Below are 12,276 nucleotides of genomic sequence, written 5' to 3' on the forward strand. Positions count from 1 at the left end.
ATTGGTTACATCAATTCTCTTTTTGTTTCATATACTTACAGGGATACGAATGTATACAAGCCGGCTATCTCATTGATTTGGCTGCCACAGCTCGATGGGATTGCCCTCAGGATCGTGGATGCGCGCGAATTTCCCAACCTCGCTGTCCCAGTCCGAATGCGTTTCAACGGCGATACCAGCCGCCTCCAGTTGCCGAGTCATGGCCTCCAGATCATCGACACGGAAGTTGATCATCCATTGCTGATCTTCCCGCCCGAAATACTCGGTGTCCTGCGGAAACGGAGCAAAGACAGTATAGCCTTCGCGTTGTTTCCAAGGCACGGGATCGTAATGATCGACGCCCAGGTGTTCCGCGTACCACGCGCTCAAAGCTTTTGGATCGCGGGCGCGAAAAAACACGCCTCCTATGCCATTCACCTTCTGCATCACAAACCTCCTAACCAAGCCATTTTACCACAATCCGTTGCTTCATCTGGCTAAAAATACCTTGGAGGTCAGGAGGCAAAGCCTCCTGCAATACAAAAAAGAAAAGGGCGCTCGAAGGCGCCCTTTGCAATTGGATTAAGCCTTTTGATCAGTCGATCATGGGCAGCAGTTTGTCGAGTGACTGTTTGGCGTCGCCATAGAACATGCGTGTGTTCTCTTTGAAGAACAGCGGGTTTTCGATACCCGAATAGCCCGTGCCCTGACCGCGTTTCGACACAAACACCTGCTTCGCCTTCCAGCACTCAAGAACCGGCATCCCGGCGATGGGGCTGTTGGGATCTTCTTGTGCGGCCGGGTTCACGATGTCGTTCGAGCCGATGACGATGGCCACGTCTGTGTCGGGGAAATCGTCGTTGATCTCGTCCATTTCCAGAACGATGTCATACGGCACCTTTGCCTCGGCCAACAGCACGTTCATGTGGCCAGGCAGACGACCTGCAACCGGGTGGATTGCAAAGCGCACTTCTTTGCCCTTGGCACGCAGCTTGCGAACAAGCTCGCTGACTGACTGCTGCGCCTGCGCCACGGCCATACCGTATCCCGGGATGATAATGACACTGTCCGCGTCATTCAGAGCAGCCGCAACGCCGTCCGCTTCAATGGCGATCTGTTCACCTTCAACGGCCATCTGTTCCCCCTGCGGGCCACCAAAGCCCCCAAGGATCACGCTGACAAAGTGACGGTTCATCGCCTTACACATGATGTAGGACAGGATCGCACCGGACGAGCCCACCAGCGCACCAACCACGATCAGCAGGTCGTTGCCCAGCGAGAAGCCAATCGCTGCCGCCGCCCAGCCCGAATAGCTGTTCAGCATCGACACAACCACCGGCATGTCGGCGCCACCGATGCCCATGATCAGGTGATAGCCGATGAACAACGCAGCCAGCGTCATCAGAAACAACGGGAAGAAGCCACCAGACGCGGTGTACCAGAACAGGCAGATCAGCGAGAGGCCCGCAGCCGCCGCGTTCAGCGCATGCCCACCGGGCAGCTTGGTCGCCGCGCTCGTCACTTTGCCCGCCAGCTTGCCATACGCCACGACCGAGCCGGTAAAGGTGATCGCACCGATGAAGATGCCCAGGAACAGTTCCACATGCAGAATTGCCAGCTCCGCCGGGGTCTTCTTAGCGATCAGTTGCGCAAAGGACCCCAGACCGTCCAGTTCAACCTCTTTCGCGGCGTCGGCAATCGCAAAGACCTCGGCCACGTTCTGAACTTCAAAATGCGCGTTGAAGCCCACGAAGACCGCCGCCAAACCAACCAGCGAGTGCATCGCAGCCACAAGCTGCGGCATCTCGGTCATCTGCACGCGCTGCGCCACATATTGACCGATCAGACCGCCGCCGATGATCAGCAGCAGCGACAGCAGCCACAGGCCCGAGCCCGGACCCACAAGCGTAGCAAAGACCGCCAGCGCCATACCAACAATGCCGTACCAGACCGCCCGCTTGGCGCTTTCCTGATTCGACAACCCGCCCAAAGCGAGGATGAAAAGAACAGCCGCAACAACATAAGCGGCAGTGGTGAAGCCAAATTCCATGTGCCCGGCCTCCTTAAGATTTCTGGAACATGGCAAGCATGCGCCGGGTTACGAGGAAGCCGCCGAAGATGTTGATCCCGGCCATGAAGACAGACAGCGCCGCCAGCAGAATGACCAGGAAAGACCCCGATCCGATCTGCATCAAGGCCCCAACGATAATGATCGACGAGATCGCGTTGGTGATCGCCATCAGCGGTGTGTGCAGTGAATGCGCCACGCCCCAGATCACCTGGAAGCCCACAAACACGGCCAGCACAAACACGATGAAGTGCTGCATGAAGCTGGCCGGAGCAACCAGCCCCACCAGCAGCATGAGCGCGCCACCGACACCCAGCAGGGTGAATTGCTGCTTTGTTTGCGCCTTGAAGGCCGCAATCTCCTGCGCCTTTTTCTCTTCCGGGGTCAGTTCTTTGACTTCCGGTTTCTTCTGCGCCGCAATCGCCTGCACCTTGGGCGGCGGCGGCGGGAACGTGATCTCACCCTCATGGGTCACGGTTGCGCCGCGGATCACGTCATCTTCCATGTCATGGTTGATCTGACCGTCTTTTTCAGGCGTCAGGTCAGTCATCATGTGACGGATGTTGGTCGCATACAAAGAAGACGATTGCGCCGCCATCCGGCTGGGGAAGTCGGTATAGCCGATGATGGTCACGCCATTGTCGGTCACAACCTTCTCATCCGGCACGGTGCCTTCAACGTTGCCGCCCCGCTCGGCCGCGAGGTCAACGATGACCGAGCCCGGCTTCATCGCCTTGACCATATCCTCCAGCCACAGCTTGGGTGCCGGGCGGTTGGGGATCAGGGCGGTGGTGATGACGATGTCCATCTCGGGCGCCAGCTCTCGGAACTTGGCCAGCTGCGCGTTGCGGAACTCTTCGGACTGAACGCTGGCATAGCCGCCAGTGGCCGCGCCATCCTGCTGTTCTTCTTCAAAGTCCAGATAGACGAACTCGGCCCCCATGGATTCGACCTGTTCGGCCACTTCCGGGCGCACATCAAACGCATAGGTGATCGCGCCCAGAGACGTCGAGGTCCCGATGGCGGCAAGTCCAGCCACACCCGCGCCCACGATCAGCACCTTGGCAGGCGGTACTTTACCGGCGGCAGTCACCTGACCGGTGAAGAAGCGACCAAAGTTATTACCAGCTTCGATAACCGCGCGATAACCTGCGATATTGGCCATCGACGACAGCGCATCCATCTTCTGCGCACGGCTGATACGCGGCACCATCTCCATCGCGATCACATTCGCGCCCTTGGATTTGGCCAGCTCCATCCCGTCTTCATTGCCCGCCGGGTTAAAGAAGGAAATCAGCGTCTTGCCCTTGGTCAGACGCTTCATCTCGGTCTCAGTCGGGATACGCACCTTGGCGACGATGTCCGAACTCTTCCACAGGGACGCAGCCGTCTTCACGATTTCAACGCCCACGGCTTTGTACGCCTCATCCGAGAAACCGGCGGCTGCACCTGCCCCTTTCTCAATCTGGCACTCATAGCCCAGTTTCTGCAACTGCACAGCAGAGTCCGGCGTCATCGCGACCCGGTTCTCGCCATCCAATATTTCCTTCGGTGTGCCTATCTTCACTGGCAGTCCCCCTAGAGTCTAAGGCCGAGCAGGTCCTCGGGTATGGTTTGTTAAGAAAAGATGTATCTTGCGTAATTTTATTTCGCAAGCGCAGCATCGGTTACGTTGTGTCATGAGCCAGCCCCTCTTACACCCACCGACGCGTTTTGCGCTCATAGCGTGCAAAATCTGCGCGGAAGGTGCGACGCAGGCGATCCTCTTCAGGCAAAATGAACCGACGTTCGAGCACCCACACAAAGACGGGCACCAGCACCAGCGAAAGGACAGCATCAAACCGCAGGATCAGACCCGCCAGGATCAGCACATCACCCAAATAGATTGGGTTGCGGCTGCGTTTGTAAATTCCGGATTGCACCATCGCACTTGGTGTTTCATGCGGAATGACAGTGGTCTGATGTCGGCGGAATTCGACAACTGCCATAACCGCCAACAGGACGCCACCTCCGATCAAAACACCACTGATCAGGTCGGTCAGCCCGCCTTCAAGCGACAGGCCCAATCCCACGTACCGGCCCTGCAACCATGCCAGAAGGATAAAGCCCGCAAGCCACACAGGGGGAACATCGATCCAGCGCATAGTTGGTCCTTTGTGGATGACGTAACGTAAAGATACGTGTCGTTTCTGGGCGCTGTCCTATCGTTTTCAGAACAGAATAGCAAAACCCCACGATGTCGCATCAGTGGACAGGTTAGTTTGGATCGGGTACGCCCGAGGGCAAACAGCGACAGACAAACACAAAAAACGAGCTTTCATGACCGATTTCGCCGCAACCAAAGCCATGTTCTCTCTACCCGAAGGTATCCTTTATCTTGACGGCAACTCTCTTGGGCCTCTGCCTAAATCAGCGACCTCGCGCGTACAGGAGATGCTGACAGATGAGTGGGGGCAGATGTTGATTACCGGTTGGAACAAGGCCGGTTGGATGGGATTACCCACCGGGCTGGGCGACCGCATCGGACGTCTGATCGGTGCCGAACAGGGCAGTGTTGTCACAGGCGATACCTTGTCGATCAAAGTGTATCAGGCCGTCGCCGCCGCGCTGGAGCTCAACCCCACGCGCAAAGTGGTTCTGTCAGACAATGGCAATTTCCCATCTGATCTGTACATGGCCGACGGTCTGCTGCGTTCGCTGGGTGAAGAGTATGAACTGCGCGTTGTGGATCCCGAGGACGTGGCCGCTGCTATCACGGAAGAGATAGCGGTCTTGATGCTGACCGAAGTGGATTACCGATCGGGCAGAATGCATGACATGAAAGCCCTGACCGAATTGGCTCATGCCAATGGCGTCGTCACCGTATGGGATCTGGCACATTCGGCCGGGGCAATTCCGGTCGATCTTGCAGGCTGCAATGCCGACTTTGCTGTGGGTTGCACATATAAATACCTCAACGGCGGTCCCGGTGCCCCGGCCTTTATCTATGTCGCGCCACGACTGGCGGAAACAGTGCGACCTGCCCTGTCCGGTTGGCTTGGACACGAAGCCCCGTTTGCCTTTGATCTGGACTATCGCCCCGGCAACGGGATCGAACGCATGCGCGTCGGCACGCCCCCCGTGATCCAAATGACGGCGTTGTCCGCGGCCATGGATATATGGGATATGGCAGAAATGACCGATGTCCGGGCAAAGTCCATTGAATTGACCGAGTTGTTCATCAGCCGTGTTGAGGCAACCTGCCCCGAGTTGAAACTGGCCAGCCCACGCACACCAGAGTTACGTGGCAGTCAGGTCTCATTCCGTTTCGAGGAAGGCTATGCCGCAATGCAGGCCCTGATCGCGCGTGGCGTGATCGGCGACTTCCGTGCGCCAGATATCATGCGGTTTGGCTTCACGCCGCTCTATATCGACGAAGGCGATGTGATCAAGGCAACCGAGATTCTGGCCGATGTCATGCAGAACAAGCTGTGGGACACGCCTGAATACAAGGTTCGTCAGCGCGTTACCTGACCTCAAGCCCCGCACCAAAAAGGGCGGCAACCTGCGCCACCTGCTGTTCGTAGACCTCTGCCCCTGCACCGATCAGCTTTAGCCCCTTGAGCGTGGCCGCGATCGTTCGCCCGGTCTCGGCCGCGTCAACCAGCAGACGCACGCGGCCCGCCTGTTCCTGCCGCGCCAGCCAGTCTGCGTATAGTCCCGCCAGCTTTGTCTCACCCGCAGCGATGATTTCCGAAGACAAAGACTTGGTGTTGTCCAGTATTTCAAGCCCATGTGGCGAGGCCAGAATTTTCGCCATCCCGTCCGTCTGAGCCTGTATCGCGCGGATCAACACCTCGGGCACCGATCCTTGTGTCGCCAGTGCCTGCGCCACAGCGACGGTTTTTTCGGCATAGTATAACTCCGTCAGCTTGCTGACGATTGCCTCTTTGTTCTTGTAGTGCAGATAGACTGCAGGCCGGGACATCCCCGCACCGCGCGCAATATCGTCCATCGAGGTCTTGCGATACCCGTACGTAGAAAAGGCTTGAAACGCCGAGTTCAGGATCGCCTTTTGCCGTGAATCGTCAGTCGTGTCTTTCATGTCTGAAGAACTGACACTTTTTGATTAAATTGTCAATTGACACCCTGACACTTTTCGCTAATTATGTCAGAAACCAGCCACAGCAACGAGAGGTGCGCCATGGCGACGGCCCTTAAGATCAATGGAAAGCAACATCAGGTGGACTTGCCTGATGACGTCCCCCTGCTCTGGGTTCTGCGGGATGAGGTCGGGTTGACCGGCACCAAATTCGGCTGCGGCGTTGCCGCCTGCGGAGCATGCACCGTTCATATCGACGGCGAGGCCGTGCGATCCTGTCAGGTCGCGTTGTCGGATGTTTGGGGTGACGTGACCACAATCGAAGGCATTGGTGCACCGGATGCATTGTCCGCGCTTCAACAAGCCTGGGTCGATCATCAGGTTGCGCAATGCGGCTACTGCCAGTCTGGACAGATCATGCAGGCTGCCGCCTTGCTGGCAGAAAACCCTTCGCCCACCGATACTGACATTGACGACGCGATGCAGGGTAACCTCTGCCGCTGTGGCACATACCCCCGAATTCGTGCAGCGATTCACGATGCCGCTGGCAAGCTGAAGGAGGCGTAAGTCATGGGAAAAGTTGGTAAGATCCTCCGCCGCACGTTCTTGATCGGCTCTGCCGCAATTGTTGGCGGCGTAGCCTTTGGCGCGTATTACGTCACCCGCCCAGCCGCCAACCCGTTGAAACCCGGCGAAGGTGAAGCGGCGTTGAACCCGTTTGTGCTGATTGACCAGAATGGCGTCACCCTGTTCGCCCCACGCGCTGAAATGGGTCAGGGCGTGAAAACTACATGGGCCGCACTGATTGCCGAGGAACTTGACGTCGATCTGGATCAGATCACCGTCCTGCATGGCCCGGCGGCCGCAGCGTATTACAACTCGGCCCTGGTGGGCGAAGGATTGCCCAACAAGGGTTATGACATCTCGAATTTCCAGCACAATCTGGGTGAGGCACTGGGTGTTCTGGGCAAGACGCTGAGCCTGCAGGTCACCGGTGGTTCGACCTCGATGAAAGACGGGTTCGAGCGGATGCGGCAAGCAGGTGCTTCGGCGCGCGAAACGCTGAAACGTGCGGCCGCAGACCGGTTAGGCGTTGACCCTTCTGACCTGCAAACAGCCTCGGGCCATGTTATTGCACCCAACGGCGACAAGATCGCCTATTCCGAACTTGCCGAAGATGCGGCTGGATTGGAACCGGTTGAAGTGTCTCTGCGCGATCCGTCCGAATGGCGCTATCTGGGCCGGACCCAACCGCGTCTGGACATGGTTGGCAAGGTTACCGGCACCGCCGAATTCGGCGTGGATGTCCGCCTTCCGGGCATGAAATTCGCGGCCGTGCGCATGAATCCCAAACTGGGCGGCGCGATGAATGGCTTTGACGACAGCACAGCAAAATCCATGCCGGGGGTCGAGAAAATTGTCGATCTGGGCACAGGTGTGGCTGTGATCGCCAACAACACCTGGTTGGCAAACCAGGCGGTCGAGGCCATCGACGTTGACTGGGGCGATGCGCCCTACCCGCCGGACACCGACGGTATCTTTGCCAAGATAGCCGAGGCGTTTGACGACGCGCCGAATTCGACCATGCGCGACGATGGCGATGTCAGCGTGACCCCCGAGGGCGCGACGGAAATCACCGCTGAATACCAAGTGCCCTATCTGGCCCACGCCACGATGGAACCGATGAATGCCACCGCGCTATATACCGGAAACGCTGTGGAGTTGTGGTGCGGCAACCAGGCCCCGACCCTGATTCAGTTCCGCGTCGCGAACACCGCCAATCTGGACACCGAGGCAGTGCAGATTCACACCACATATCTGGGTGGCGGATTTGGTCGCCGGGGCGAACTGGACTTTGGTGAGATCGCCACCAAGGTTGCAATGGCCATGCCCGGCACGCCGGTTCAAACGACCTGGAGCCGTGAAGAAGACATGCGCCATGATTTTTACCGCCCTGGAGCCATTGCCCGGATGCGCGGCGCGGTTCACGACGGCAAAGCCTTTCTGATCGACGGCAAGGTTGCTTCGCAATCCCCAACCCAGCAGGCGGTTGAACGCTACACCGGCTTCCCCGGTGGCGGCCCCGACAAGGTGCTGGTCGAAGGGTTCTTCAACCAACCCTACGCCGTGCCGAACTACCGCATGAGTGGTCATATCGCGGATCTGGCCGTCCCGGTGGGCTTCTGGCGCTCGGTCGGAAACAGCCACAATGGCTTTTTCCATGAAACCTTCATGGATGAAATGGCCCATGCAGCTGGGCGCGATCCGCTGGAGTTCCGGCTTGAACTGATGAAATCCGAACACGCCCCGTCTGCCGGATGTCTTGAAGCCGTGAAAGAGATGTCGGGCTGGACCGGCAAAACGCCTGATGGCGTAGGCCGCGGCGTCGCCTTTACCTACAGCTTTGGCACACCCGTGGCACAAGTGATCGAGGTTGCCGACGAGGACGGCACCATCCGCATCAACAAGGCTTGGATCGCCTGCGACATGGGGCTGGCGCTGGATCCTGACAACGTCAAAGCGCAGATGTTCGGCGGTATGATCTATGGCCTGTCCGCCGCGTGTTATGGCGAGATCACCTTTGCAGACGGTGAAGCCGAGCAGTTCAACTTCCCTGACTATGACGCCATGCGCATGCACACGACCCCGCAGGTCGAGGTGCGCGTTCTCGAGACCAACCGCCACATGGGTGGCGCAGGAGAGCCCGGCACGCCCCCCTCGATGCCCGCGCTCGGAAATGCCCTGTTTGATCTGACCGGAGAACGTGCCCGCAGCCTGCCGCTGATCAACCAGTTCAACCTGCTGGTTTGATAACAAAACGCCGGCTCAATGACATGAGCCGGCGTTTTTACTTTTTGCACTTAGCATCAGAAATTGACTGACAGGAAAATCGACGCTTCCGTTGCGTCCAGATCATCCTCGAACAAACTCAGATAACCCAGCGTTGCTTCGAAAAAGACGGCTTCACTTGCGCGTCCGCGAACCCCGACACGTGTGGCCCAGGTCAAATCAGTCTGTGATCCCCCGCCAATGCCAATATCGTCACGGTCCAACCAGTACGTTGCGCTTAGCGTCGCGAATGGAGATACAATCGATCGTGACGTGACAAATGGCCTGCTAACTTCCAACTCAGGCGTCAAGGCGCTGTAAGTCGCAGAAGCAACTTCACCAATGATGTTGACCGGAACCCCTGCCAAACTACCGCTCAGATCATAGTCTTCCGCGCTGTAATTGTAGTAGTCAAAGGCAACCGACGGGCGCAGCAGGAATCGCCCGACCTCATATTGGCCAACAGCTTCCAGATTGGCACGCCAACGCGTGCGATCAAAATCACCAGTCAATCCCAAGACGTTTGCATCCGTTGAAAACTCTCCTACAGTCGCCAACCCGTTCAGCACCCACCTCTCGGACATACGCCACGCAAAATATGGCCCGACGGCCAACCCTTTGGTGTCTTGTCTGAACTGGCCCTGAAACCCTTCGACATCAATGTCTTCGTATTCAACCTGAAATCCAATGACCAAGTCCGGCGTGACAAGCCTGTCGAAACCTGCCGCAAAATAATTGTCGTTTACGTCGACTTCCGTGACACCGCGCGTGTCTTCGATTTCGGTATAGGTGAAGTCTGTCCACACATTCCACGTGGATGGCGGTGCAAGATCACGGCCCTCTGTCAAAGGGGGGCCTGCAAGGGGCGCTGTCACAGTGGGATCACAAAGTGCCGCGTCGAGTTTACCCGTCGCCGCGTCAACGCACTCTACGCCGACAGCATATGCCCCTGCAGAAGCACCTTGGGGTTGCGTACGAGGCAAAGTAGCCGTTGTTCCACCTCCACCAAAACCACCACCGGTCCCGCCAGAACCGCCGCCACCGCCAAAGCCGCCGCCGGATCCACCAGAACCGCCGCCACCACCAAATCCACCTCCGGAACCGCCAGAACCACCGCCGCCGCCAAAGCCGCCACCGGATCCACCAGAACCACCGCCGCCTCCAAAACCACCTCCGGAACCGCCAGAGCCGCCGCCACCGCCAAAGCCGCCGCCGGATCCACCAGAACCACCGCCGCCGCCAAAGCCGCCACCGGAGCCACCTGAACCGCCACCGCCACCAGAGCCACCACCGCCACCGGGCAAGCTCCAGTTTCGTTGTTGATTTTGCGTATCAATCAGGCAATCCCGGCCATTAGGTGCTCCGCCAACTGCAAACAACCGGTGCACTCCACCGTTTCCATTCGAAACAAAGGGTGAAAAGCTCAGATGAACACCTCGACGGGACTTGGTCCAGGTGTCTACTGTTGTGTTCCGTTGCGCAGCTTCGAGGCGATAGTCGCCTTGCTCTGTCGCTGACAACCACACCGAAGAGGATGAGTCGGGCGTGCGCCCGATATAGAACAATTCTCCCAGAGAGCCACATTGCTGCGCGACCGCCTCAGCCGCGAAACCGGAAAACACTATCAATGTTCCCGCAAGCAGCCTTGTCCGGCCTCTTCGCCTTTGGGTTGACTCGCTCATCGCTCGATCCTGCCCTGTTTCATGTCAACAGCGACAGGCTCTCAGACCCGCTGGTTAGCTCAAAAGGTTAGTCGACGGACCTCAGAAATAAATATTTGAATGTTGCGATGCAGTGACGTGACTCAAGAGAGCAGCGGGCAAGTACAGTTAAGCAGACTGCTTGATCGCAGTACAACCGCCACGATTCCAAACCCGGACAGCGTTTCCAAAAGCCTCGAACAGAGGGCGCGACACCGGGTCGTTGATGGCATCCCATTCCGGGTGCCACTGAACAGACAGCGTAAAGCCAGGCGCGTCTTTGATAAAGATCGCCTCGGGCGTGCCGTCGGGCGCGTGACCTTCGATGACGACGCGTTCGCCAATGGTCTTGATGCCCTGCCCATGTAGGGTGTTGGTCATGACCTCGGTCGCGCCAAACACTTTATGGAACACTCCGCCCTCATCCAGTGTCACCACATGCCGCAGCGCAAACTTCTCTTCCAGCGTACCGTCGGGCGGCATCCGATGATTCATCCGGCCCGGTAGATCGCGAATTTCGGGATACAGTGTTCCACCCATCGCCACGTTGACCTCCTGAAACCCGCGGCAAATGCCCATAAAGGGCTGCCCACGTTCCACACAGGCCCGAACCAGTGGCAGGGTGATGGCGTCGCGTGCCCGGTCGAACTCTCCATGCGCTTCGGTTTCGGGTTCGCCGTATTCTTCTGGATGAACATTCGGGCGTCCGCCGGTCAGCAGAAAGCCGTCGCATACCGACAGCAACTCATCAACCGTCACATAGCGCGGGTCCGCAGGGATCAGCAGCGGCAGACATCCCGACACATTGGCAACCGCGTCCGAGTTCATCGTCCCACCCGCATGTGTCGGGTATTGGTCATTCATAAGATACGAGTTGCCGATGATACCGACGACAGGACGAGACATTCCGCTTTCCTTGTTGTTCCATTGCTTAACATGGAAGCTAGCGGCAGCCTCTCAGACGTGCAAGAATACACGCCCTGCATGACAGCGCAGGGACGTGTTCAGGGACGCACAATACAATCCCCCAAAAGACACTTTGTATGGAATTATTTCCCGAGAAAATCTATCAACCGGGAAATAATTCCAAAGTTTTGGCATTGGCAGGACAAACCAAGCGGAGACTTAAATCTCACCAATCAAACCGGCTGCCTCAATTCCAGCCATTGCGGCAATCGCATCATTGTCCGAAGTGTCACCTGTTACTCCGACAGCCCCGATGACAGCGCCTTTTCGGTCGCGTAACAGAACACCACCTGGAACCGGCACAACCTGCCCGCCATAGACGCCATTCACTGCGGCCATGAAATAGGCCTGCGCCTCGGCGCGTTGCATCTGCGCGGTCCCGGCCATGCCCAACATGACCGAGCCGTAGGCCTTGCCATGCGCAATCGCGAAACGACCCGGGGCGGCACCGTCTTCGCGTTCGAAGGCGATAACATGACCGCCCGCGTCCAGAACCACAGCGGACAGAGGCTTCAACTCCATCTCGCGCCCCTTCTCGAGAGCCTTACGAATGATGGTGCGCGCCTTGCGCAAAGAAATAGCCATCCCTGATCCCTTTCATTTGGATAAAATCTTCTTTGGAAAACAAGGGGTAGACATACCCCTTGCCCCGA

12 protein-coding genes are annotated in these 12,276 nt (G+C 57.8%); 3 read left to right on the plus strand and 9 right to left on the minus strand.

The annotated features are described in order from the left end of the window. Positions 1-69: 69 nt before the first annotated feature. The 4 genes from GOV90_RS11740 to GOV90_RS11755 all read right to left on the minus strand — a co-directional run bounded on the left by GOV90_RS11740 (position 70) and on the right by GOV90_RS11755 (position 4,191). Entirely contained in the window at positions 70-426 is a 357-nt protein-coding gene (locus GOV90_RS11740; protein ID WP_171092226.1) for a VOC family protein, read from the minus strand. A 148-nt stretch (positions 427-574) separates the two neighbouring features. Further along, complete coding sequence (locus GOV90_RS11745; protein ID WP_171092228.1) at positions 575-2,029, minus strand: NAD(P)(+) transhydrogenase (Re/Si-specific) subunit beta; 1,455 nt, start codon at positions 2,027-2,029, stop codon at positions 575-577. A 13-nt stretch (positions 2,030-2,042) separates the two neighbouring features. Then, a complete protein-coding gene (locus GOV90_RS11750; protein WP_171092230.1) occupies positions 2,043-3,614 on the minus strand; it encodes a Re/Si-specific NAD(P)(+) transhydrogenase subunit alpha in 1,572 nt (523 codons plus the stop codon). A 127-nt stretch (positions 3,615-3,741) separates the two neighbouring features. Continuing rightward, positions 3,742-4,191 carry an isoprenylcysteine carboxylmethyltransferase family protein gene (locus GOV90_RS11755; protein ID WP_171092232.1) on the minus strand — a complete coding sequence of 150 codons (450 nt, stop codon included), beginning with the start codon at positions 4,189-4,191 and terminating at the stop codon, positions 3,742-3,744. Positions 4,192-4,366: 175 nt separating this feature from the next. On the opposite strand from GOV90_RS11755, the gene kynU reads away from it, so the two are divergent. Beyond that, positions 4,367-5,560 carry a kynureninase gene (kynU, locus tag GOV90_RS11760; RefSeq protein ID WP_171092234.1) on the plus strand — a complete coding sequence of 398 codons (1,194 nt, stop codon included), beginning with the start codon at positions 4,367-4,369 and terminating at the stop codon, positions 5,558-5,560. Here the strand turns inward: kynU and GOV90_RS11765 are convergent. Continuing rightward, the gene (locus GOV90_RS11765; RefSeq protein ID WP_171092236.1) at positions 5,553-6,131 is read right to left on the minus strand and encodes a TetR/AcrR family transcriptional regulator; all 579 of its coding nucleotides are present in this window, start codon (positions 6,129-6,131) and stop codon (positions 5,553-5,555) included. The two genes, kynU and GOV90_RS11765, sit on opposite strands and share 8 nt — an antisense overlap. A gap of 99 nt (positions 6,132-6,230) precedes the next feature. Between GOV90_RS11765 and GOV90_RS11770 the strand changes: the two genes are divergently transcribed. Both GOV90_RS11770 and GOV90_RS11775 read left to right on the plus strand, forming a co-directional pair. After that, positions 6,231-6,695 (plus strand): (2Fe-2S)-binding protein, encoded by a 465-nt coding sequence (locus tag GOV90_RS11770; protein ID WP_171092238.1) that lies wholly within the window; start codon positions 6,231-6,233, stop codon positions 6,693-6,695. Positions 6,696-6,698: 3 nt separating this feature from the next. Then, positions 6,699-8,939 carry a molybdopterin cofactor-binding domain-containing protein gene (locus GOV90_RS11775; RefSeq protein WP_171092241.1) on the plus strand — a complete coding sequence of 747 codons (2,241 nt, stop codon included), beginning with the start codon at positions 6,699-6,701 and terminating at the stop codon, positions 8,937-8,939. A gap of 56 nt (positions 8,940-8,995) precedes the next feature. Here the strand turns inward: GOV90_RS11775 and GOV90_RS11780 are convergent, their stop codons facing one another. The 4 genes from GOV90_RS11780 to GOV90_RS11795 form a co-directional block, all read right to left on the minus strand. Beyond that, on the minus strand, positions 8,996-9,832 hold the full coding sequence (locus tag GOV90_RS11780; protein ID WP_171105711.1) for an autotransporter outer membrane beta-barrel domain-containing protein: 837 nt from the start codon (positions 9,830-9,832) through the stop codon (positions 8,996-8,998). A gap of 53 nt (positions 9,833-9,885) precedes the next feature. Beyond that, positions 9,886-10,293 (minus strand): hypothetical protein, encoded by a 408-nt coding sequence (locus GOV90_RS11785; protein WP_171105713.1) that lies wholly within the window; start codon positions 10,291-10,293, stop codon positions 9,886-9,888. Positions 10,294-10,786: 493 nt separating this feature from the next. After that, a complete protein-coding gene (locus GOV90_RS11790) occupies positions 10,787-11,563 on the minus strand; it encodes a gamma-glutamyl-gamma-aminobutyrate hydrolase family protein (protein WP_171092245.1) in 777 nt (258 codons plus the stop codon). A 219-nt stretch (positions 11,564-11,782) separates the two neighbouring features. Beyond that, positions 11,783-12,208 carry a heme-binding protein gene (locus GOV90_RS11795; protein WP_171092247.1) on the minus strand — a complete coding sequence of 142 codons (426 nt, stop codon included), beginning with the start codon at positions 12,206-12,208 and terminating at the stop codon, positions 11,783-11,785. Positions 12,209-12,276: the final 68 nt, after the last annotated feature.

The organism is Ruegeria sp. HKCCA5929 (genome assembly GCF_013034525.1).
GTDB lineage: Bacteria > Pseudomonadota > Alphaproteobacteria > Rhodobacterales > Rhodobacteraceae > Ruegeria.